The sequence below is a fragment of the Geomicrobium sp. JCM 19055 genome, from assembly GCF_000698185.1.
GTDB classification, from domain to species: Bacteria; Bacillota; Bacilli; order Bacillales; family Marinococcaceae; genus Geomicrobium_A; species Geomicrobium_A sediminis.
This window is the reverse complement of record NZ_BAXL01000004.1, coordinates 1-21394: the sequence shown is the minus strand read 5'-3', so window position 1 is coordinate 21394 and position 21394 is coordinate 1. Positions and strand designations below refer to the sequence as shown.

Annotated in this window: 25 protein-coding genes, 2 pseudogenes and 1 riboswitch; of the genes and pseudogenes, 8 read left to right on the top strand and 19 right to left on the bottom strand. The window is 42.8% G+C overall.

Annotated elements, in window-relative coordinates; all coding sequences use genetic code 11:
• Positions 1–38: 38 nt before the first annotated feature.
• From ggt to JCM19055_RS31265, 16 genes and pseudogenes are all read right to left on the bottom strand, one after another.
• Positions 39–2072 carry a gamma-glutamyltransferase gene (gene ggt, locus JCM19055_RS04675; RefSeq protein WP_370543000.1) on the bottom strand — a complete coding sequence of 678 codons (2034 nt, stop codon included), beginning with the start codon at positions 2070–2072 and terminating at the stop codon, positions 39–41.
• A 308-nt stretch (positions 2073–2380) separates the two neighbouring features.
• The gene (locus tag JCM19055_RS04670) at positions 2381–3133 is read right to left on the bottom strand and encodes an ATP-binding cassette domain-containing protein (RefSeq protein WP_152549756.1); all 753 of its coding nucleotides are present in this window, start codon (positions 3131–3133) and stop codon (positions 2381–2383) included.
• A gap of 11 nt (positions 3134–3144) precedes the next feature.
• Complete coding sequence (locus JCM19055_RS04665; RefSeq protein ID WP_042358772.1) at positions 3145–3912, bottom strand: ABC transporter permease subunit; 768 nt, start codon at positions 3910–3912, stop codon at positions 3145–3147.
• A gap of 17 nt (positions 3913–3929) precedes the next feature.
• Entirely contained in the window at positions 3930–4925 is a 996-nt protein-coding gene (locus tag JCM19055_RS04660; protein WP_042358770.1) for an aliphatic sulfonate ABC transporter substrate-binding protein, read from the bottom strand.
• Entirely contained in the window at positions 4918–5757 is an 840-nt protein-coding gene (locus tag JCM19055_RS04655) for a VOC family protein (protein WP_042358769.1), read from the bottom strand. Before JCM19055_RS04655 ends, JCM19055_RS04660 begins: the two co-directional genes overlap by 8 nt.
• A gap of 180 nt (positions 5758–5937) precedes the next feature.
• The gene (locus tag JCM19055_RS04650; protein WP_052365933.1) at positions 5938–7215 is read right to left on the bottom strand and encodes an aminotransferase class I/II-fold pyridoxal phosphate-dependent enzyme; all 1278 of its coding nucleotides are present in this window, start codon (positions 7213–7215) and stop codon (positions 5938–5940) included.
• Between the two features lie 216 nt (positions 7216–7431).
• Positions 7432–7788: an Lrp/AsnC family transcriptional regulator gene (locus JCM19055_RS04645; RefSeq protein ID WP_052365932.1), complete on the bottom strand. Its 357-nt coding sequence runs from the start codon at positions 7786–7788 to the stop codon at positions 7432–7434.
• A 179-nt stretch (positions 7789–7967) separates the two neighbouring features.
• Positions 7968–8441 carry a 3D domain-containing protein gene (locus tag JCM19055_RS25175; RefSeq protein ID WP_081833434.1) on the bottom strand — a complete coding sequence of 158 codons (474 nt, stop codon included), beginning with the start codon at positions 8439–8441 and terminating at the stop codon, positions 7968–7970.
• A gap of 104 nt (positions 8442–8545) precedes the next feature.
• Positions 8546–8923 carry a peptidoglycan-binding domain-containing protein gene (locus tag JCM19055_RS04635; protein ID WP_042358767.1) on the bottom strand — a complete coding sequence of 126 codons (378 nt, stop codon included), beginning with the start codon at positions 8921–8923 and terminating at the stop codon, positions 8546–8548.
• Between the two features lie 361 nt (positions 8924–9284).
• Entirely contained in the window at positions 9285–10082 is a 798-nt protein-coding gene (gene phnE / locus JCM19055_RS04630; RefSeq protein ID WP_052365931.1) for a phosphonate ABC transporter, permease protein PhnE, read from the bottom strand.
• Positions 10082–10360 carry an ABC transporter permease subunit gene (locus JCM19055_RS28505; protein WP_265181849.1) on the bottom strand — a complete coding sequence of 93 codons (279 nt, stop codon included), beginning with the start codon at positions 10358–10360 and terminating at the stop codon, positions 10082–10084. Before JCM19055_RS28505 ends, phnE begins: the two co-directional genes overlap by 1 nt.
• A gap of 20 nt (positions 10361–10380) precedes the next feature.
• Positions 10381–10530, bottom strand: a complete 150-nt coding sequence (locus JCM19055_RS28500) for a hypothetical protein (protein ID WP_265181809.1) — start codon at positions 10528–10530, stop codon at positions 10381–10383.
• Complete coding sequence (locus JCM19055_RS28495; RefSeq protein ID WP_265181808.1) at positions 10505–10885, bottom strand: ABC transporter permease; 381 nt, start codon at positions 10883–10885, stop codon at positions 10505–10507. The genes JCM19055_RS28500 and JCM19055_RS28495 overlap by 26 nt, the downstream gene beginning before the upstream one ends.
• Positions 10882–11704, bottom strand: a pseudogene (gene phnC / locus JCM19055_RS04620) (phosphonate ABC transporter ATP-binding protein). The gene JCM19055_RS28495 and the pseudogene phnC overlap by 4 nt, the downstream one beginning before the upstream one ends.
• Before the next feature lie 83 nt (positions 11705–11787).
• Entirely contained in the window at positions 11788–12252 is a 465-nt protein-coding gene (locus JCM19055_RS31270) for a PhnD/SsuA/transferrin family substrate-binding protein (protein ID WP_370542999.1), read from the bottom strand.
• Between the two features lie 106 nt (positions 12253–12358).
• On the bottom strand, positions 12359–12676 hold the full coding sequence (locus JCM19055_RS31265) for a PhnD/SsuA/transferrin family substrate-binding protein (protein WP_370542998.1): 318 nt from the start codon (positions 12674–12676) through the stop codon (positions 12359–12361).
• 196 nt (positions 12677–12872) lie between these two features.
• Between JCM19055_RS31265 and JCM19055_RS22785 the strand changes: the two genes are divergently transcribed.
• The 5 genes from JCM19055_RS22785 (at position 12873) to JCM19055_RS22775 (ending at position 14992) form a co-directional block, all read left to right on the top strand.
• A complete protein-coding gene (locus JCM19055_RS22785) occupies positions 12873–13073 on the top strand; it encodes a hypothetical protein (RefSeq protein ID WP_052365930.1) in 201 nt (66 codons plus the stop codon).
• A 1-nt stretch (position 13074) separates the two neighbouring features.
• Positions 13075–13713 (top strand): HAD family hydrolase, encoded by a 639-nt coding sequence (locus JCM19055_RS04610; protein WP_052365929.1) that lies wholly within the window; start codon positions 13075–13077, stop codon positions 13711–13713.
• Between the two features lie 73 nt (positions 13714–13786).
• Entirely contained in the window at positions 13787–14491 is a 705-nt protein-coding gene (locus JCM19055_RS04605; RefSeq protein ID WP_052365928.1) for an AraC family transcriptional regulator, read from the top strand.
• Positions 14488–14796 carry a hypothetical protein gene (locus JCM19055_RS22780; RefSeq protein WP_052365927.1) on the top strand — a complete coding sequence of 103 codons (309 nt, stop codon included), beginning with the start codon at positions 14488–14490 and terminating at the stop codon, positions 14794–14796. The genes JCM19055_RS04605 and JCM19055_RS22780 overlap by 4 nt, the downstream gene beginning before the upstream one ends.
• Entirely contained in the window at positions 14777–14992 is a 216-nt protein-coding gene (locus JCM19055_RS22775) for a hypothetical protein (RefSeq protein ID WP_052365926.1), read from the top strand. The genes JCM19055_RS22780 and JCM19055_RS22775 overlap by 20 nt, the downstream gene beginning before the upstream one ends.
• Before the next feature lie 34 nt (positions 14993–15026).
• Here the strand turns inward: JCM19055_RS22775 and JCM19055_RS04595 are convergent, their stop codons facing one another.
• Positions 15027–16919: a bifunctional 2',3'-cyclic-nucleotide 2'-phosphodiesterase/3'-nucleotidase gene (locus JCM19055_RS04595; protein WP_042358766.1), complete on the bottom strand. Its 1893-nt coding sequence runs from the start codon at positions 16917–16919 to the stop codon at positions 15027–15029.
• Positions 16920–17123: 204 nt separating this feature from the next.
• On the opposite strand from JCM19055_RS04595, the gene JCM19055_RS27065 reads away from it, so the two are divergent.
• Positions 17124–17276: a hypothetical protein gene (locus JCM19055_RS27065; RefSeq protein ID WP_193745308.1), complete on the top strand. Its 153-nt coding sequence runs from the start codon at positions 17124–17126 to the stop codon at positions 17274–17276.
• A gap of 353 nt (positions 17277–17629) precedes the next feature.
• Positions 17630–17732: riboswitch (SAM riboswitch) on the top strand.
• A gap of 123 nt (positions 17733–17855) precedes the next feature.
• Entirely contained in the window at positions 17856–18959 is a 1104-nt protein-coding gene (locus JCM19055_RS04585; protein ID WP_042358764.1) for a 5-methyltetrahydropteroyltriglutamate--homocysteine S-methyltransferase, read from the top strand.
• Between the two features lie 18 nt (positions 18960–18977).
• On the opposite strand, the pseudogene JCM19055_RS04580 reads toward JCM19055_RS04585, so the two are convergent.
• Positions 18978–19891: pseudogene (locus JCM19055_RS04580) on the bottom strand (LysR family transcriptional regulator).
• Between the two features lie 175 nt (positions 19892–20066).
• Between JCM19055_RS04580 and JCM19055_RS04575 the strand changes: the two are divergent.
• The gene (locus JCM19055_RS04575) at positions 20067–20639 is read left to right on the top strand and encodes a hypothetical protein (protein ID WP_042358762.1); all 573 of its coding nucleotides are present in this window, start codon (positions 20067–20069) and stop codon (positions 20637–20639) included.
• Here the strand turns inward: JCM19055_RS04575 and JCM19055_RS04570 are convergent.
• Positions 20636–21394: hypothetical protein (locus JCM19055_RS04570; protein ID WP_265181807.1), on the bottom strand; the 759-nt coding region annotated here is incomplete at its 5' end. The two genes, JCM19055_RS04575 and JCM19055_RS04570, sit on opposite strands and share 4 nt — an antisense overlap.

Genomic DNA, 21394 nt, shown 5'->3' with positions numbered 1-21394 from the left:
GTCCACTTTACAACCAGTAAAGTGGACGAAGGAAGGTTCTATGCGTAATGAATAATGATGGATGCTTGTGCGTGGAGCATACGATGTACTTTAAATGATAGTTCTCCTTCTTCATAAAGGGCATCGATTGTGTCTTGAAAGGCTTCGGTATGGCTCACAATTTCACGTGTGAAGCCGTGCAGTTGAAACAGACGAATGACGGAAAGATCACGGTAAAGTTCATCAGCCACGTCAGCGCTTTCGATCTCCTCGTTTGCTTCTAATTCACGTACTAAAGAACGCATGGAGGTTGCATCAACAGTCAGTCCAAGTGAGGCACCGTCGCGGCGTTTATCAGCGACACCTTCGTAAAGACCTTCGCTCGTAACTCGGATGCTTTGGACGTTCCCGATTGCCATTTGTGTGTTAAACTCATGGCCCATTTCTTCTAAAGCGCGAATTGCAGAAGTTGGAATCGTATCTTCGTACGTAATGTCTTTCGCGCCCATGCTATGAATTCTCGGTTCATCAACGGCTTCTTCAAGGGTCATTCCATGATCAAGTACGTTTGTAATGACTTGGAATACAGCATTAATAATACGAGGACCACCTGGAGAACCAACACTCATGACAGGCTCGCCAGTACCATCAAAAACGATCGTTGGCGTCATGCTTGAGAGAGGACGTTTGTTTGGTTGAACTTCATTCGCACCACCTGGTACAGCATCGAAGTCGGTCAATTCATTATTAAGCATAATTCCATAGTCTGGGACCATAATTCCAGTACCGAACAAGGATTCAATCGTACTCGTGTAGCTCACCATGTTCCCGTCGGCATCAGTGACCGTGAAGTGAGTGGTTTCGCCCATGCCGTCTTGATCTTCATACTGGCTGACAAGCGAGTCATCCTTACGCTCATCAAAGGCCCAAGGATCTCCAGCTTCGACGTTTTCTGAAGAGCGATCAAGTGGAATAAGGTCGCGACGCTGCTCGATGTACTCAGGGTGCAGCAACCCGTCGAATGGGACTTCAACAAACTCTGGATCACCCATGTACTCAGCACGGTCTGCATAAGCCAGACGCATCGTTTCAGCTAGAATGTGGTAGCGCATCGGGTCTCTTGGATCGTATTGTCCAATATCAAAGCCATCTAGGATAGAAAGCATTTGTAGTAAGGTGAGACCACCTGAACTCGGTGGAGGCATACTTGCAATAGAATAGTCGTTGTATTCTCCCCAAACCGGTTGTTCAATCGTTGAGTTGAAACGTGCGATATCGTCTTTAGTCATTGTGCCACCATATGTTTGAACGGTTTCTGCGATGGCATCTCCAATTTCACCGTGATAAAACACATCTAGACCATGCTCTTGAATGAGGTTAAGTGAATGAGCAAGATCATCCTGAATGATAAAATCTCCCTGTTCTAAAGGTTCGCCATCGGGTAAGTATACGTGTTTGGCTGTGCTGTTAAGCAACTTCGTTTGATTATCGGAAATGGCATCGGCAAGTTGACGATCAATGTGGAAGCCATCTGCAGCTAAATCAATTGCAGGTTGAATGAGTTCTTCTAATTCGAAACTACCCCATTCTTCAAGTGCGGCATTCACCCCATCTAACGTTCCAGGTACGCCGACCGCTGGACCGCTTGTTGAACGTTCTGCAAAAGGAATGACGTTCCCGTCTTCGTCAAGGAACATATCGGGAGTAGCACCAAGTGGAGCACGTTCACGACTGTTAACAATCGTCGTTTCACCCGTGTCTGAGTCATAGACCATCATAAATCCACCACCACCGATTCCGGACATATGTGGTTCTACAACATTCAATGCAAACTGAACCGCTACCGCTGCATCAACGGCATTTGCCCCTTCGCTCAGAAACTGCTGGCCAATTTGAGTGGCGAGGTCATGTGAACTTGCGACCATTCCATGCTCTGCTAAGTCTACAGGAACCGATTGCTCTTCTGCGGATGCAGGCTGCACGTTCATTAGGATGAGAGAACCAACCATTGCTGCACTCGTAATCGATGAGACCGCCTTCTTTTTCAATAAAAACCCCTCCTTGAGATGATAGATAAATAGTATAACATTCATAAAAGTTTAACTAATCTAACTTCTTTTATGCTTAAGAGTTATAAGGTAAAAGTTGGATAACTTAGTTACATTCGTTTTAGTCAATTATTACGTGGGAAGCAGGTCATTGATGGCTAGAGAGGGTGGAGGTGCAAAAACTAGTACTTAGTTACTTATTATAGAATGTGATAAAAAGCACAGAGTGCATTGAGCATTTATGACTATAAAAGTTTCTCTAATGCTCGAATAGGCAATGGCAATCTGTTTTTGTGAATAGCAATGAAGAGCTCGTCTTATTAACGAACAAAAGCCATTGAGAGGGGAATCTCTCAATGGCTTGTTGAAGGTTCTTCTTCGAGTATTCTGCTTGTTACTTGTTTTTCGAGTGCAACAAGTCGTTCGTCGGTGACATCTCGTGGCCTTGGCAACGGATTCTCAAGGTCGAGCGTAATTTCACCGTCTTCAATTAACACGATGCGATCAGCAAGCTTAACTGCTTCTCGAACGTCGTGGGTAACGAGAAGAGATGTAAATTGATTGTCTCTCCAAATTTGTTCTATTAAATCTTGCATTTCCGTTCGTGTCAGTGCATCTAATGCGCTAAGGGGTTCATCGAGCATGAGTAAGTCTGGCTCACGAATGAGCGCCCTTGCTAAAGCGACTCGTTGTTTCTGACCACCAGATAACGTACCAGGCCATTCTTTTTGAAACTCGGAAAGTCCAACTGCTTGAAGCACGGAAAGTGCCCGGTCTTTCCAATCGCCTTTAAGTCCAAGCCCTACGTTATCAATAACAGTTTTCCAAGGAAGCAGTCGAGAGTCTTGGTACATCATCGTGACACTCGCATCTGTTTTCTTAATCGTTTGATCATCAAACAATAGCGTACCGCTTGACGGTTGTTCAAGTCCGGCAACGAGACGTAATAGTGTACTTTTACCGCTACCACTCTTCCCGACAATCGCGATAAATTGACCTTTTTCTATGGTGAGATCGACGTCTTTTAATACCTCGTTGTCTCCAAATGATTTTTGGAGTTGTGAGACGTTAATTCTGACACCGTGTTCTTCTGCTGAGTTCGTCAAAACAGCTCCTCCTATTTCCGATAGTTTGGATGCCAACGAAGGGCATTCTTTTCACCGACCTGAGCAATCATATCGGCCAATTTACCAAACAACGCATAAATAATAATCGTGACGATAATAATGTCTGTTTGCATAAATTGACGTGCATTCATTGCAAGATAACCGAGTCCATCGCTCGTTGCAATCGTTTCTGCAACGATCAGTGTTAACCACATCACACCTAATGCGTACCGTAACCCAACGAAGATGGAAGGCAGAGCACCTGGTAGATAGACGTGGCGGAATAGTTGCCACCCTCGTAAGCCGTACATACGGCCCATCTCAACGTAGCCTCGATCTACGCTACGTATGCCGTGTAACGTATTAATGTAGATCGGGAACATAACCCCAAGTGCGACGAGGAAGATCTTTGATGTCTCACCGATTCCTAACCACACGATTGCAAGAGGCAATAACGCGAGATGGGGGATGTTTCGAACCATTTGGATGGAAGTATCAAATGTGAAAAACGACCACTTTGACCATCCATTTAGAATTCCGAGTAATAACCCGATACTTCCTCCGATGATCAAACCAACAAAGGCACGATAGAGACTAATTTGAATGTGCTCAGCCAATGTTCCTGAAACGACTAAATCATAAAAGGATTCAAGTACAGCCGTTGGAGCCGGGAACAGGCTTGGCGATACAACTTCTAACATTGAAACAACTTGCCATACGATCAAAACGACAAACGGTAATAGCCAAGGTAATATTTGTTTTTGGAATGTGTTTGACATTGTCGGCCACCTACTTCTTACTCAATGTTGTCAGACGCCCAAGCAGGTTCAAGTGGCATGATTGATGAAACGTCAATTTCCTCTGGAATGAGTTCGTATCGGTAATAATCATCAGCTTGTGCTTGTTGAGCAGCAATAATTTCTTCATTAATATTCTCAACACCGTAATCACGACGGTTTACAACTGTATCTAGAATTTCTTTATCAATACCAATCAAGCCAGAGAGAAGCTCTGCAACATCATCGGGATTGTCATTTGCCCATTGGTCTGAGCGGTTTGTTTCTTCTAATACGAGTTGAACGAGTTCAGGTGATTGTTCAGCAAATTCAGGTGTCGCGTAATAGAACGTACGGTTCGGATAATCAGTAACCCCATCATCAAGTGTTGTTACATCAAGGGTGTGTTCAACACCTGCAAAGAACGGATCCCAAGAGGCAAGCGCATCAACTTCTCCGGTTTCAAGTGCTGCACGACCTTGTGAAGCGTCTCCCATATAGCGGAACTCAACATCATCAATAGCAACTCCTGCATTCTCGAGTGCGAGTAATGCGAGGTAATGATGATTTCCGCCTTCTAGTGCAGCGATGCTTTTCCCTTCAAGATCTGAGATTGATTCAATTCCAGAGTCTGCTTGCACCATGATCCCAACGCCTTCTTCATGGGGAAGGCTAGCACCGACGTAAACGATTTCTCGACCTTGCGCTTGAGCGAAAATCCCTGGTCCGTCAGCAGCGTTGCCGTAATCAATGTTATTCGTAGACAAGGCTTCCATAACGGCATTACCTTGGTCGAATTCAATCCATTCTACAGAAACATCTAGTTCCTCTTCCTCAATTCGATCTTCGAGATAACCGCTATCACGAAGTACATTTAATGTATTACCTGTTTGAAAGCCGATGCGAATGGTATCATTTCCACTCGCTTCAGAAGAATCGGTATCATTTCCGCAAGCAGCGAGTACGCCTCCACTTGCTAGTAAAAATGAACCGACAATCAGTGTTGATTTACGCATGGTTGTTTCCTCCTGAGATTGTATAATGGGCACCTTTTGTCGTGAAGGAGCTTACGTTGTTCGCATTGTGTAAGCGAAGCTCAAACGGTCGCTCTCCTCGTTTCGTTAACGTGTCTTGAACGAGGCCGTTTCCTTTTGGCTCGGCGAAATGCAACTTTGCCCCTGGTAAATTTACTGTATAAACAGTCGCGTTAAGCGTCTCGTCAAAAGCAGGTTCTTCTACGTCTAGCTCAAACCATGTTGACCAATTATCGGCTGTTTGCTTTGCGTCGTGAACCGCCATCGTAAAGCCTGTAATTGATGTGTTGCCAGCTTCATGAGAATGAATAACGTTGGCGTCTTTTAAACCAGCGATTCGTTCTTCATCTGTTTCATGCCAATCGATGAAAAATGGCAAAGGTAAATCCGAAGATTCGTCACCAACAAATAACAATGACCATTCGAGAAGCGTACCGTCTGGTCGTTTTCGGCTAAGAGGAACAGGACCATTCACTTGAAGCCCTTTTTCACGGAAGCGTTCAGCTAAAGCATCTAAGTTCCTCGTTCGTATACATACCTTGTAGAACCCTTCTTCGAATTGATCGTCACCGATTGCATAAAATGGACTATCTTTTACATCCTGTGCACCGACACGCTTGAAAAGTTCGAAATCATCAATCGCTAAAAATTCGATGTATTCAATCCCGAAATGAAGAAGCGTATTGTATGAACCGCGATGTTCGTGACGGCCGCCTTCAACTGCATGAAAGCCTTTATTTAACCACTCATCTTTGAGCTCATGAGCGTCATTAATGTAGTGGATTACATGGTCAAATGAAATGTTTAAGCTCATTAGTATCCTCCGATTCATTCCCGATTAAATTCATATGAAATATAGAGTTTATGTTTTTAGTCTATGTAAAATGCAGATTGATGTCAATCAATTTATGAAAATTAAAAAGAAAATAGGTATGCTAGAAAATAAAAAACCAGTTACAAAGAGTAACTGGTTTCTACTACAGTTGAAAGCTGCTTATTGAAGTGCTTGCTCTAAATCGGCCATAAGATCATCAGGATGTTCCATGCCAATGGATAAGCGGATCAAATTCGCTGGAATTGATGCAAGCGAGCGACCCGTTTCTCCTTGTTGTTGATGGGTCGAAATTGAAGGGATAACAGCAACGGATTTGTGGCGTCCAAGGTCCGTTGCCCGCCAAATGAGCGAGAGTCGATCAAGTGTGTCCCTTGTTGCTTGAGCGCCACCTGCCACTGTAAAGCTGATTAGGTGTCCATACCGGTTTGATTGTTCAGGGTGGTCGACCAGTTGCATGTAACGTTTTGCTGTCGTATGGCCTGCGTTTGATGGGAGACCAGGATAATAAACGGATTCTACTGATGGGATACTTTCTAAATGCTTGGCAACGGTTAATGTGTTTTTACTCATTGCATCTACGCGTGTACGAAGTGTGCGGATGTCATTGAGTAGAAAATGAGCACTCATCGGAGATAATGCTGGTCCGTGATCGCGCATTGGCCAAAGCTTTAAATACCCTGTGAAGTTTGCCTTTAAGTCGTCATTGTCAAGTTTCGTCGTAATGTGGTTCTTAGCAATAATTGCACCAGCAATTGCTGAACCACTGCCACCGATCGCTTTACTTAACGAATGGATGACAATATCAGCACCGTGACGAAGGGGACGCATGAGCGCAGGTGTAGCAATCGTTGCATCGACAATTAAAGGAAGATTGTGGTGATGTGCAAGTGCTGATAAACCTTCAAGATCGACAACAGTTAAGCTTGGGTTTGATGGCATTTCTACATAGAGAAAGCGCGTATGTTCATCAATCGAACGTTCCCAATGAGAAAGATCAGATGAATCTTCAATCCAACGCACATCGATATTCCGCTCTTTGTGGTAACGTTCGTTAAATAGCATAAACGTACCGCCATAGCACTTTGCATCTGCAATAAAGTTCACACCCGATACGGGATTTTCTAAAAAGGGCTGAGTGGCCATGAAAATTGCAGACATCCCAGAGCTTGTTACAGTTGCATTTGTTTCACCATGATACCCGTATCCTTCTAAAAGAGATAACGTTTCTTCTAAATAATGAAGCGAAGGGTTATGAATACGTGTATATCCCCACGCAGGAGTTGCATAAGACAATGCCGCCTCAAGATGGTCGGAGTTCTCAAAATGTTGGGCTGGAGAGATGACGAGAGGCTCCATCGTACTTCCATAGTTCGAAGAAGCTTCTTCAAGGCTGTACATCCCGTGGGCAGCAATCGTGTCAAAACGTTTTTTGCGCATTTTTTTTCCCGGTATTGTTGCTCAGCTTGTTGCTTTTGTTGTCCAATTTCAATGTAGTGTTGCATGCCTGTCTTTACTTGTTGGCTCATTTGAAATCCCCCTACGAATTAGAGTGGTAGTGCAGTCGTTTGCTTCACTTCACCGTAAGAAACGGTCGTTTGAATTCTCGTCACACTAGGCAAGGAACTTAGGTTTTCAACGATAAAATGTTTGAGATCATTCGTGTTTTTTTAGTACGACTTTGAGGATATAATCGTATTCTCCGGTAACATGGTGGCATTCTAATACTTCTGGCAGGCAAGTGACATTATGTTGGAATTGAGTAATATCGTCTCGTTGATGCGCATTCATTGCGATGTAGATAAAACAGAGTAAATCATAGCCTAATGCTTGTCGGTCAATCGTTGTTTCATAGCTTAGGATAATTCCTTCACTCTCTAGTCTCTTACGGCGTGTGTGAGTGGCAGATGGCGACAAGTTAATTCGCTTTGCTAAATCAACATTTGCAATTTGTGCATTTTCTTGGAGTGCTTTTAATAATTGTCGATCTGTACTGTCAACTAATTTTACCATGATTTCACCCCTGAACATTATTTATTCTAAATAATAGGAAAAATAACGTGATTCCTTCTGTTAATCTAAGTATAATCGAAGAATCTTCTAAAGCGATGAAAAAAAGAGATGGATTTCGGAAATTATTCGAACGCAAAAAAACCTCCGATGCACAGGGCATCAGAGGTTGTGTTATAGAATTAGTCTAAGACTGTTACTTCAACACTTTGGCGACCGAAGTTAAGTGCTTCTTCAGTTGTTGCCATGTGAAGGTCGATCTTGTTTCCATTAATCGCGCCACCAGTGTCTCCGGCAATTGCTTCTCCGTATCCTTCAACATAAACTGTTGAACCGAGTGGAATAACATTAGGGTCTACTGCGACTACGTTTGCATTGCGATCGTTACGAAGGTCAATTCCTGTTGCAGTAATTCCTGAGCAACCTTCGCAATCAGCTGTGTAAGCTGTTGCTTCCATTGTCATTGTTGTGCCTTCAGGTGACTCACTTGAAGAACTAGCAGATTCTGATGAACTGCTTTCAGTTGATTCTGTTGGTTCTGTGGATTCAGAAGCTACAGTTTCTTCAGATTGTGTTTCTTCAGCAGGCTCTTCTTCTTTAGCTACTGGTTCTTCTTCACTGCGATTGTTGTTTGCAACGGGTGCGTCATTGTACATTAACTGACCGAAAGTGTCAGGGCCAGCGATTCCGTCAACGCTAATACCTGCTGCAGATTGGAAATCACGTACGGCTTCTTCAGTGCGTGGACCGAAGATTCCATCTACATATACTGGGTCAAACCCTTTGTTTTGTAGTTTTGATTGAAGTCTTCAACGAGTTCGCCTTCATCTTCTAATGATAGAGCAGCAAGTGCTCCGAGTGTTTGTGTGCCAGCGATGCCGTCACTTAATAGGTTGAAGTCAGACTGGTATGCTTGTACAGCATCTGTAGTTGTGCTGTCATACTCCCCTGTAACTTCTGATTCATTTAAATAGCCTTTATCGATTAACGTTTCTTGTAGTAGTTCTACGTCTGAGCTGTTCTCTAGGTCTGTGTTGAAATCACTAGCATCTGCAGCTGTAGGTGCTGTAATGAAAGCAAATCCCGCAGCGAATGCTGTGAAACCGAGGCTATAAGCAATCTTTCTAATAGATTTCATTGTTACCCTCCTAGTGGTTGTTAGTAGTTATCTCAATCCACAAGTTGCATCTTAACAACAGAATCGGAGGGGTACAAGGGTTATTCTGCTATTTAATCGTTTTGAAATCTCATTGTAACCTATTTCCGTCATTATCCAACTTTTATTACATATTTACATAGATTTCATGTCGAATTACCGTCACTTTACCATAGTGTAAATAACTTACATGGATAAAAACGGTTTTAGTTTGTATTTAAGCGGGTAAAAGATTAAGTTACTAGATGGAAAGTTTCATTGATTCATTGATGAACGGATTATTTACTTGGTGTTCGGACGAATAAAAAAACCTAAGAAGAGTACTCTTCTTAGGTTCAGGAAGTTAAACGATGCGTTTTCGGATGTTACGACTGAGAATGTCTACGAGCGTGACGACAACGATGATGATGAGCAACATCATACCGACTTGTTCCCATTCTCTTGAACGTGATGCGATAATTAACGGGGCACCGAGTCCTCCGGCACCGACCATTCCAAGTACCGTTGCAGATCGTAAATCAATTTCATAACGATATAACGCATAGCTCATAAATTCAGGTAACACTTGCGGTAGTACACCGTACCAAATGACTTGGATTTTACCAGCACCACTCGCTCGTAATGCTTCTAGAGGTTTTTGATCAATCGACTCAATGACTTCGGAATAAAGCTTCCCGAGCATCCCGACGGAGTTAATCGTAATCGCCAGGACACCAGCTAGTGGCCCAATACCGACAGCAGATACGAAGATGATGGCAAAAAGCAATTCTGGGAATGACCGAATTCCGTTTAAGACGCCTTTTCCTCCAATTGAACCTCTTTTTGCAATATTTCTAGACGCAAAGAATGCGAATGGAATGGCTAAAATGGAGCCTGCGAGTACACCCGCGTAAGCAATAGCAACGGTCTCCATCATCATCATAAACAATTCAGGAATACGCTCAATTGCCGCCGCATCGGTAAACGGACCTAAAATGAGGCGCTGTAACATCGTAGACGCTTGTTCCCAGCGAAATGCTGAGTCAAGATCAAGGTTTGTAAAAGCGATCGAGTAAGCAATAATGATAAAAGCAACAATACCGCCGAGCTTAACCCAATACATTGGTGGCTTTTTTGGCTTCGTAATTTCGATTTCTCTCATTAGACGATCCTCTCTCTCAAGCGAATGCTCACCATATCAATCAACGTAACAACAACAAACGTCATAATGATAATGAGAGAAACATTCCCGTAGTTAAAGAAGTTCAGCTGTTGATTGAGTATGAGACCGACACCACCAGCGCCGACAAAACCAAGAACGACTGAAGCTCGTACGTTAATTTCTAATACATATAAGCTGTAAGATATGTAATGAGGCAACACTTGTGGCATAACGCCGTACCAAATAACTTGGAGCGTATTTCCACCCGTGGAGCGAATCGCTTCAAGCGGATCAGGATCTATGGATTCAATCGTCTCACTAATAAGTTTCGCAAGATACCTACACTAAAGAAGAATAGCGCATACACACCAGCCATTGCACCGAGTCCAACGAGACCGACAAAAATAACTGCAAGAACGAGATCAGGAATGGTACGCAACACATTCATAAAAAAAACGAACAGCATTGTAAAGAATAGAGCTCGGGTTCACGTTCGATGCAGATAAAAAGGCAATCGGTAAACAGAAGATGACCGATAGCGTCGTTGCAAGCAGTGCAATGTTCCACGTTTCAAGTAGACTTGAAGCAACTGTGTCATAATAGCCCCAATTTGGTGGAATTAAGTTTCCGAAAACAAAATTAATAATCTGTGGTAATCCGTTAATGATTCGGTCAGGAGCAGCATTTGTTAAATAAGCGGCTGCAATGTAGAGACCAGCTACTACGGCGAGAATGGATAAAATGTTTAATTTAGAACGACGAGGTAAGATTGGAATTTTGTCCATTTTCGGTGCAGGCGTCAAGCGGAATCACCTTCTTTATGACTAGCTGTTTCGTTTTCAGCCGTCTCCTCGTCTTGTTCACTCATTTTGTCGTCTTCTTTAATTGGACGACCGTAAATGTCTTCGAACGTTTTTTTCAGTAACTTCTGATGCAGGACCATCAAAAACGACTTCGCCATTACGCATGCCAATAATACGATCTGCATATTCCATCGCCATATCAATAAAGTGTAAGTTGACGATCATCGTAATGTTGTCTTCGCGATTAATTTTCCTTAAGTCTTTCATAACGATATGTGATGTTGGAGGATCAAGACTGGCAACGGGTTCATCCGCAAGGAATACTTTCGTCTTCTGAGTGAGTGCGCGTGCAATACTCACCCGTTGTTGTTGACCACCCGACAGTTGATCCGCTCTCGAATAAGCTTTCTCCGCAATTCCTACTCGGTCTAGACTACGAAGGGCAAGTTGTTTATCTTCATGCTTAAATAAGCCAAATATACTTCGTGCCGTACTCGTTCGTCCGAGCGCTCCAGAAAGCACGTTGCGCAGGACGGACATGCGTCGCACAAGATTGTAGCTTTGGAAGATCATACCGATGTCGGTTCGCATTTTGCGGAGGTCGCGTTCGTTAAATGCAAGTGAGTTCTTCCCGTCTACCATTAATTCACCAGATGTCGGTTTAACGAGTTGATTAATGCTGCGAATGAGCGTTGATTTTCCGGCGCCAGAAAGGCCAACAACCACGATCATTTCGCCTTGTTCGATTTTTAGATTGACGTTTTTGAGTCCTTGGTGTCCGTTAGGATAGGTTAAAGAAACGTCTTTAAATTCGATCATTTGCGTTTCTCCTACTTTCTATTAAAAGATTGATTCTAAAAAAAAGGAAGAGCTTGCGCACTCCCTTTTGTGTGTTCCTATCATTAATCTAATGAAACATCTTCTTGGAAACGCTCATACGTATCACGAACGACTTCGTAATCCGCAGAGTCTGCTTCTGCAATGCCTGTCCAGTTATAAATGCTGTCAAGGACCTCTAACATTTCATCATCATCATTAAAGCTTAAGAAGGCTTCAATGACTTGGTTTTTCAAATCTTCATCAAGTCCAGGACGAGCTGAAATTGTATCGTTAGGAATTGGTTGTGTATAACCGATTACTTTGATGTCATCTTTAATGTCTGGATAATCGTCTTCAAGATTATCACGTGCATCATCAAATGAGGTGGAGAAGTCTGCATCTCCGTCAAGGACTGCCATCAAAGCAGTATCGTGTGCACCGACTTGAGAATGTTGGAACTGTGAGTTAAGATCTTCAACGCCAGCATCCATTAATTCGTTAGCTGGGAACAAGAATCCGGCAGCAGATGACGTATCGCCATATGCCAAACGAGGCCTTCGGAGTTCACTAAGTCTTCGATACTGTCAATCTCATCGTTGTCAGCACGAACGTTGAATTGTGCTAAGTATTCATAATCTCCAAAACGTTCGGATTTCAATAGCACTTCAACATCGTGTAGTTGCTCTGCTTGAACAAATCCAAGTGGTGGTAAGAACCTATGTCGACTTGGTCGTTCCCCATAGCCTCGACTAAACCAACATAGTTCGTAACAACTTCTGCTTGAACCTCCATACCAAGTTCTTCTGATAAGCGATCTGCTAATGGTTGGACAGTATCTGCCAACTCATCGGCATCTTGTGATGGAACAAACCCCATAGAAAGCGTGTCAGGCGAGTCACTTGCCCCTGTTCCGCACGCTGCTAAAATCGTAGTCATGAGCACTGCTGTACTTGCAATGGTAAATTTTCTCATAATGACGATTTCCCCCTCCCGTAATATGTAAGATTTACCAACATGATTGGTAATAACCCCCACTATTCTACCACAATATTTCATGTTTTTTATATTGAATTGTTTAAATCTAGAGCAAATTAACAATTTACATAGGAAAAATTGACGATATCAACAAAATCCTTTACTTTATAATCAAAGCATAGGAGGGGACAACATGGAGACAAACCTTTTTAAAGAAAGTGAACTGATTATATTTGATCTTGATGGAACATTATATGAAGATACTGATCATTTCGATTACTATGCCAAAACGTTATCAGAGGAAGTCATCGAAGAGCACAAGCTGTCGTTTTTTAGCGACTATGAACATATGAAAAAAAGGAAATCACGCAGTTTCAATTGGAAAGGCTTATGATGTGCAAAACGATTGGGTTTTAGACGTCGACCCTTTTACAGGAAACATTGAGCGTGTCGTAACATGGGAAGGGGAGAAAGTGGCAGACTCCACCTGGAGAGAGATTCACGAAGGGCCAGTAGAGTACGATTTCGACCAGGTCATTGCAATCGGTGATGGATGGTGGCTCCCAAATGTAGCGGCGAGACATTACGGTGTGAAAGATCCTCAGCCGGCATATCATAAAACGAAAGAGTTTATGGCAACGGATGCGTTTACACTATCGGTTATCGAAGGACTTCGTGAAGGATTATTGTCATTGAAAGAGAAGAAATCAATTGTTTTACTTACGAACAGTACAGATGATGATGTAGAGCGTTTGCTCAAGCTTCTTCATTTAGAAGGCGTGTTTCACGAAGTCGTTACAAATGCGATGAAGCCACAGGAGACGAGGGCGCACTTTATCTCGATTATGAAAAGGTACAATGTGACTACTGAACAGACACTAAGCATTGGGGACAATTATTTAAACGAGATTATTCCTGCAAAGGCAGAGGGAATGAAGGCAATTTATATTGATCTTGATAATGGTGCTGTCGCTTATGGCGATCGTAAAGTAACGAGTGTTAGTGAATTAATCGAAGAAATGAAAGAAGTCTAATGCGCTTTGATTGAATGGTAGGCATGAGAGCTTCGCTCACTGTAACGTAATGAGAGAATGAGGAGGATTGGCTTTGGGAGCAGACAATCAATCGATGATTTGTGAGAGGCGAACGTATCGGGAAGAACCGTACACACATCGTCATGCGTATGCGCAAATTTTATTTCCATTACAAGGCTCTATGGAAATTGAGACGGTAAATGGGAAACTGACGTTGAAGGATAAGAGCATTGTACTACTCCCTCAGAATTTGGAACATTCGTTTTACTGCAAGGGCTATAACGAATTTCTAGTCGTCGATCTTCCGCAGTTTTACGTTGATACGAAAGACTTGCGAAGTGAGCGAAGGTTTCAGAAAGATCAATCCTGGCACGCGATTCGTCAGCTACTACTCGAGAATACAAATCAAGCAAAAGGCCACTTACTTCCTCACCTTGTTGCTATAATGAAAGAAAAAGTATCTACCCATGAATACGCATCAATTGCTCATATTCATGAACAGTTTTCTTCACCGATTACAGTAGAAAGTTTGGCGTCCATAGAGCATTTTCATCCTGTGTATTATGTAGAATGGTTTAAGCAGAAAACGGGGAAAACGCCTCGGGTCTACTTGGAAGATTACCGAATTGAACGGGCGAAGGATTTATTAATTGAGACGAATCATTCCATTGCTCAAGTAGGGAAGCAAGTCGGGTATACGTACTGCTCGACGTTTAGCAGAACGTTCTTGAAAGTGACTGGAGTAACTCCTACATCGTATCGGAGGATAAAGCGATGAAGCTAAATGTGTTGCCGATGAGTAAGCGAGAGGCGTCCATTATTATGAGTTGGACATATGAACCTCCGTACTCTTTATACAGTTTGAGTGAGAGTAAAGAGCAACAAGATGAATTGCTTAACGGTAACTACTATGTTGTTGTAACAGCAGAAGATGATGTGTTTGGTTTCTATTGCTATGGTGAAAGTGCAAAAGTACCGGGTGGAAAGCGAGAAGGGTGTTACGACGATCAACGCCCAATCGATATTGGCTTAGGTATGAATCCGGTATACACAGGGCAAGGGTATGGACTTCAGTTTTTTTGAACTCGGACTTAGCGTAGGTGAAGAATTGTATGCGCCAGAATTCTTTCGGTTAAGCGTTGCGAGGTGGAATCAACGAGCCGTTACTCTCTACAAGAAGTTCGGATTTAACACCGAAATGACATTCATGAATTACGGCGAAACAGACGTTGAATTTCTACTCATGACAAACAGAGGGGACAGTCCCCCACTGCGTTAATTCTGTGCAGTGGTGGGGGACTGTCCCCTTTTCTTTAGTTGAAGCTAAATGTTGCGCCGTCGCCGTCTTCTTCGATAAATTCAATACGTTCGTGATCGTCACTTGCGTCTTGTGCTTCTAAAGCAGTTTCGAAAATGACTTCTCCAGCAGATTCAAATGGCGTGATCTGCCAGTTGTTGCTACGTTCAACGTTCAAGGCACCGTCATGATTCACGATGTAGTCAATAATGACTTGGCGATTCTCGTCCGTCGTCTCAAGGACAGTTTCTACTGAACTATCAAGATGGTCCTCGCCACCAGCACGGTAGTTGTTCGTCGCGACGTAGAAACGGTCATCGCTCGTTACGTCTTCACCTTCATGTTGTAGGTCAACGATTCGCTCACCTTCATCTTGCGTGACATCAATTTCGTAGGTAACGTTTTCGATGACGTCAAAATTATAGCTTGCAAAGTCTTCATTAATCAATGCTTGCTCATTGTTTTCATCTGGATCAATTTGATTGAAGTTAAGGGCAGAGTATTCTAACCAGTTCTTCAGTTGATCGCCGTCCACTTCAACGACGTGCAATGTGTTCGGGAAGACGTAAACGTCATTCATGTCACGAATGGCAACGTCACCTTCTTCAACATACGTAAAGTCACCACCGCGTCCTGCTCTAAACGGGGCAGCAGCTGATAGAAGGGGAACGTCTTCTTCTAGTTCACCGCTTGCTTGCATTTGTTCCATATAATCGAGTTGTGCGTCATTAATTAACTGTACAACTTCATTGTCTTCAACACGTGCGAAGAATGTATGGATATCGTCAGTAATCTCGCCAACGGGGCTATTTACGTAGCTTACCGTCGCTTCGTGAGCATCCATGACGAGGTTTTCAAGTCCCTCGTGTGAAGGTTGATCTTCAGTGCTTTGAATTTCAGAAGTCGCTGAAACGACATTCCACTCTCCGTTAGCATTCTCTAATTCAAAAGCTAACACGCCGAGGTGGCTTCCCCAAGAGCCTGGCATCATTGCTGGTACCCCGTGGATTGTTCCTGCATCTACATCCACACCGTCAACACCTTCATAGTCTTCGCTTGGGAAGTGGTTATGTTGGTGCCCAAGTAACATTCCGTCCACGCCATCAACTTCAGCAATGGATAGTGCGGCATTTTCACTCATACGATCGCCATCATTAATGCCTGTATGAGCAAGTGCAATGACAAGGTCTGCACCTTCTTCTTGAAGTTGTGGCACAAATTTCTCAGCGGCATCTGCAATTTCTAACGTCTCGACTTCACCTTCAAGGTGTGCAGCGTCCCAACTCATAATTTGTGGTGGAACGAACCCGATAAAGCCTACATTAAGCACTTCACCGTCCACTTCTTGTTCTACAATGGTGTACGGCTCATAGACAGGCGTCTCAGTGCCAGGCTCAACAACGTTGGCCGATAACCATGGGAAATCTGCATCTTCCATCGTCTCATCAAGGAAATCGAGACCGAAGTTAAATTCATGATTTCCAAGTGCAGCTGCGTCGTATCCCATCTCATTCATCGCATCCATCACGATGTGAGACTCATCATCTGCAAGTGGTTCAATTTGGGCAGGCATATCGCCTAAAATACTCCCTTGAATTGTATCTCCGTTATCCGCAAGCATATGATTTGGATACTCTTCACGAAGTTCTTCGAGAAGAGAGTATACTTTCGTTAATCCAATTGTTGAGTCTTCTTCATCATTCATATAATCATAAGGCAAAAGGTGAGCATGAATATCAGTCGTTCCAAACACAGTAAATGTACTTGTTGAATCGCTTTCATTTGTTTCGTTATTCGTTTCCTCATCGACTGGATCTGCCGATTGTTCCTCATCATCCCCACAGGCTGCTAGCATCCCAACGAGTAAGGTGCTCCCCATAAAAATGGAAAATCTTTTTGTTTTTCCCATAAAATCCCCTCCTGATTTCACCCATTATGGTAGCAACGTTCGTCTGATTGAACAATAACTGGGAGGACGATCAAGAGGATTGCACTACGATGGCTAAGCGAAAAGAATGAGTTGTAGTCAAATAATTGGCGCAAAAGGTTATGTCTATAGCGTTTCGTTGTTATAATTTAATGAACTAAGTTCTAATCGTTGAGGTGTTTTCGATTGAGTAGAATAAGACATTTATTAAAACAAGTCGGGCTCGATGTTGCTCACGGTGTTGGCGCTGTCTTCTATGGCATGTTTATTTTTACAGTAGTCATCCTGATCGTAATCGCCATTCTGGCTTTAGTCAGGTATGGAATCAATCTACTATAAGTTCATGGAATACAATGCAGCTTAGACGTCAAAGCTGAATTGTAACGATGAGTGCAACAAGGAGGTAAGAAGATGTCTGATCAACATAAAGTAAAATCAGAAGAGTTATCTGGTAAGAAGATTCGGTCTGAAGAAATGGTCACGAAAAAAAGATAAAGAGAACGTAAAATCAGAAGAACTCGTAACCTATAATCGTGACAAAAAGCAAAAAGAACGTGAAAACGATGAATGACCGGCAATACCTACTGACGAAACAATTACATTGAAATAATATTCAATAAAAATATACTTTTCTGTTGACAATCATTTTGTGGATGTTAGTATTAGATTTAATAAATTCAATGAATTCATTTTTCTTATCTAGAGAGGTGGAGGGACTGGCCCTTTGAAACCTCGGCAGCGGACTTTTTAAGTACTGTGCCAATTCCAGTAGTAGCGATACTACAAAGATGAGAAGAGTCGGATGAATGGCAACCATTTACCCCCTCTTCTTATTACAAGAAGAGGGGGTTTTGTTCGTAACGATTGTTGATTGATCGCTTAAAACTAGGAGACTACACACATAGAGGAGAGATTATCATGACAAAAACAGCAACGCACGCACCATTTAAAGCAGATCACGTAGGAAGCCTATTACGTCCGGAACGAATTCATATTGCGAGAAAAGATTTTCAAGCAGGTAACATTACCGCTGAAGAGTTATACAACATTGAAACCGAAGAGATTACTCGAGTTGTTGATAAGCAAATTGAAGTGGGTCTAGAAGCTGTTACAGATGGAGAGTTCCGCCGTCGTTTTTGGCATACAGATTTTCTTGAGCACTTAAACGGAATCGAAGGTTACGTGCCTGACCATGGTTTCCAATTCAAAGGCGAGGAAACAGAGCGTTATGATGTAAGAGTGATTGGTAAGATTTCATTTAACGAAGATCACCCGCACGTAAAAGAATTTATTCAGTTCAAAGAAATTGTCGGAGATCGTGCAGTTGCAAAGCAAACGATTCCGAGTCCGAATCAATTGTTTAATGCGGGAATTCGTAATCTAGACATTTATCCAGACCTAGACGCGTACACAGAAGACATCGTTCAAACGTACCGCGATGCTATTCAAGCATTTTATGATGCGGGTTGTCGTTATTTGCAACTCGATGATGTGTATATCGCTGGACTTAATTCAGATGACATTCCGTTTAATGATAGTGGTTATTCAAGAGAAGACTTAATTGAACACGCATTAAAAGTAGCAAATGCGGTGCTTGAAAATAAACCAGAAGACTTAGTGATTACGACGCACTTATGCCGTGGAAACTATCGTTCAAAGTGGGCTTTTAAAGGAAGCTACGCAAAGATTGCACCCACATTGTTTGCCAAAGAAAATGTGGACGGCTTCTTCTTAGAATACGACGATGATCGTTCTGGTGACTTCGGTCCACTCGATCACATTCCGAGTGATGGCCCACAAGTGGTACTCGGTTTATTCACATCAAAGCATGGGGAACTTGAAGATAAAGAGACGATTAAAGAACGTATTGAAGAAGCGAAACAACACGTTTCTGCAGAGCAAATTTGTCTAAGCCCTCAATGTGGCTTTGCATCGACTCATCACGGTAACATCTTAACGGAAGAAGAGCAGTGGGAGAAACTACGTTATATTGTTGAACTATCTAAAGAGCTAACAAACTAACACGAACCACAAAAGAAGCTAGGAGCCCCTAGCTTCTTTTTGTGCGGTTGAATAATATGAGCTGGCCTCTTCAATGAATGTTCGTGCAGCAAAGGGTAAGTATGAATCTTTACGCCAAATCATCACGAGCTCTAAGTGAAGCGGATTGTCTTCTAGTGGAACATAAGAAAGTACATGGGATTGCATCGTTTTTGCGATATGTTCAGGAAGTAAGGCAATCCCGAGCTTCGCTTCAACCATTTGTAGCATAAAATCTTTCTGAGAACTCTCACATACAGCGTTTGGAAAAAAAACCTTGTCGTAAACACTCTTCAATAATTGAGCGATGCAATGAAAAGTCATTGCGATAAAGAACAAAGTGTTCTTCTTCAAGTGCTTTCAAAGGAATGTGTTCATTTAACGATAATGGGTGGTCGTGGTGCATGACCGCTACAAGGGGGTCATGAAGAATTTGCTTGCATTCAAAATCTTCCCCTTGCAAAGGAACATTGCAAATGAACCCAACATCAAGTGAGCCTTCAGTAATGCCTTTTTTTTATCGCGATGCTTCCAACCTCACTTAAGCGTAAGTCGATGAGCGGGAAGTCTTCGATGAATGAACTAATGAGAGAAGAGACGAAAGCGGCTCCAATAATCGGCGGCAGTCCAATTCGGATTTGGCCTTTTTTTATGTCTGCAAGATCGGTCACTCCTGCTTGCAAATTTTGAAAAGCATCAATGACGTTTTGGGCATTCTTTAATACCGCTTCTCCAGCATCGGTTAATTCGAGTTTTTTTGAAGAACGATAGAATAACGGTACGTCAAACTCTCGCTCAAGTTGCTTAATCGTTTTACTTAGAGAAGGTTGAGATACGTGTAAGGTGCGGGCTGCTTTCGTGAAGCTTGAATGCTTCGCGACTTCAATGAAGTAAGTTAAATGTCGAATATCCATGTCTGTCCACCTTTTTAATCGTACTATCCTTGGTAATTTCGATTTATAGTGAAGAATTCCCTGCTAACGGATTGAAAGCGAAAGGAATGTTACGACAAAAGTAGCGGTCATTCGATAAAGGAACTGAGCGAAATGAAGGAGAATCTATCGGTATAGACGAGAGGAGCGTGCTGTGATGGCGATTAACGACCTTAAGATGATCGGAACATTTTCTGAGCTTTCTGCCGATCAACTACACGTATCCATTTACAAAAGCCTAGATAAAGTAGCAAAACGTCAAGCGATGCTCACTCAGTTTAGTCATTACATCGTTGAGAACATGAAGTTTTATCATCCTTGTTGGCTCGTTGCATTTAAGAGAACGTGCGAAAGGGGATTGTTTCCTCCAAAAGAGGAGCGTGTGTATGCATTTATTGATGCAGTGTCGGGATACCGCACTGAAATCGATGCGCTCCCTTCTCTTACTGACAATGTTGATCATTCAGTCCCAATCGTAGAAGCGGTTATTCAAAATGAGCGAATTCTACGACCCTATATGGTTGATCTAGAAAATTATTGGAACCGCCAATATGTAGGGAAACGACCAAGTTATGACCGAGAGGAGATTATTCTTGCTTACGAGCCTATGATTCTTGTTTCCCTTAGGATCGGTGAGTTTCATCGCTCTATTGTCTTGGATGGTGTAACTGGAGAGACGCGAGAAGAGCGCGCCTTGAAGTGGGATCAAGATGATTACCACAAGTTTTAGGCGTGCTCAGGTTCCCGGTGATCGTCGCGCTCACGTTCATCGCGGTCGCGGTTTTCAATCGTCTCTTCTTGCTCTTCTGTACGTTCTGTATGCTCTTCTTTTTGTCGTTCATCGGAAGTGTACCAACGATCGTGTCGGAACAAGTCCCAAATCGCCCGACCGTTCGTCGGTTGACCATCTGGCATGTAGACCGGTAAGGCGTCAAAAAGAACGAAATAAAAGGTATAAAACAAAAATGTATTCCATAATGTCTCACTGCCAGGCATAAGCTCGAGTCCGAGTAATACGTTTACGATGATTGCCGCGACAATGTTACTGAGCATTGGAGATGCGTAGATAAAGGCATGCCAAAATTTATGATTAGGTTTAATTTCATCATAATGACACCAACTAAACATAAAGAAATACCGTCTCACTTCAATTGAAGGGAAGCGAAATAAGACAGGCCCACAGCCGATGACAATTTGCTTATTCGTAGCACCAAACATTGAAACAACTGCATAATACCCAGCCTCTCGAATGAGAGAAACAATCGGTAAAATAATAAAAGCTGACATAAGTAAACGAAGAAAATCTAAGAAGTCAAACAAAGTCGACACCGCCAATAGTTTAGTTACATACGTATCATGATTACCCGATGGACAGTGAATTAAAACAGCTTGCTTCTTAAGATATAAGATTTGTGTAGCAAGGCGGGGCGGTCGTGGTGCAAGGCAAGGGGTGCGTGGTGCAAGACGGGGCGGTCGTGGTGCAAG

Bases quoted from the DNA above. Each gene is read 5' to 3' on its own strand.
- ggt (WP_370543000.1), bottom strand. From the start codon at position 2,072: ATGAATGTTATACTATTTATCTATCATCTCAAGGAGGGGTTTTTATTG.
- JCM19055_RS04665 (WP_042358772.1), bottom strand. From the start codon at position 3,912: ATGTCAAACACATTCCAAAAACAAATATTACCTTGGCTATTACCGTTT.
- JCM19055_RS04660 (WP_042358770.1), bottom strand. From the start codon at position 4,925: ATGCGTAAATCAACACTGATTGTCGGTTCATTTTTACTAGCAAGTGGA.
- JCM19055_RS04655 (WP_042358769.1), bottom strand. From the start codon at position 5,757: ATGAGCTTAAACATTTCATTTGACCATGTAATCCACTACATTAATGAC.
- JCM19055_RS04650 (WP_052365933.1), bottom strand. From the start codon at position 7,215: ATGCGCAAAAAACGTTTTGACACGATTGCTGCCCACGGGATGTACAGC.
- JCM19055_RS04645 (WP_052365932.1), bottom strand. From the start codon at position 7,788: ATGGTAAAATTAGTTGACAGTACAGATCGACAATTATTAAAAGCACTC.
- JCM19055_RS25175 (WP_081833434.1), bottom strand. From the start codon at position 8,441: ATGTACAATGACGCACCCGTTGCAAACAACAATCGCAGTGAAGAAGAA.
- JCM19055_RS04635 (WP_042358767.1), bottom strand. From the start codon at position 8,923: ATGAAATCTATTAGAAAGATTGCTTATAGCCTCGGTTTCACAGCATTC.
- phnE (WP_052365931.1), bottom strand. From the start codon at position 10,082: ATGAGAGAAATCGAAATTACGAAGCCAAAAAAGCCACCAATGTATTGG.
- JCM19055_RS28500 (WP_265181809.1), bottom strand. From the start codon at position 10,530: ATGAATGTGTTGCGTACCATTCCTGATCTCGTTCTTGCAGTTATTTTT.
- JCM19055_RS31265 (WP_370542998.1), bottom strand. From the start codon at position 12,676: ATGAGAAAATTTACCATTGCAAGTACAGCAGTGCTCATGACTACGATT.
- JCM19055_RS22785 (WP_052365930.1), top strand. From the start codon at position 12,873: ATGGAGACAAACCTTTTTAAAGAAAGTGAACTGATTATATTTGATCTT.
- JCM19055_RS22780 (WP_052365927.1), top strand. From the start codon at position 14,488: ATGAAGCTAAATGTGTTGCCGATGAGTAAGCGAGAGGCGTCCATTATT.
- JCM19055_RS22775 (WP_052365926.1), top strand. From the start codon at position 14,777: ATGGACTTCAGTTTTTTTGAACTCGGACTTAGCGTAGGTGAAGAATTG.
- JCM19055_RS04595 (WP_042358766.1), bottom strand. From the start codon at position 16,919: ATGGGAAAAACAAAAAGATTTTCCATTTTTATGGGGAGCACCTTACTC.
- JCM19055_RS04585 (WP_042358764.1), top strand. From the start codon at position 17,856: ATGACAAAAACAGCAACGCACGCACCATTTAAAGCAGATCACGTAGGA.
- JCM19055_RS04575 (WP_042358762.1), top strand. From the start codon at position 20,067: ATGGCGATTAACGACCTTAAGATGATCGGAACATTTTCTGAGCTTTCT.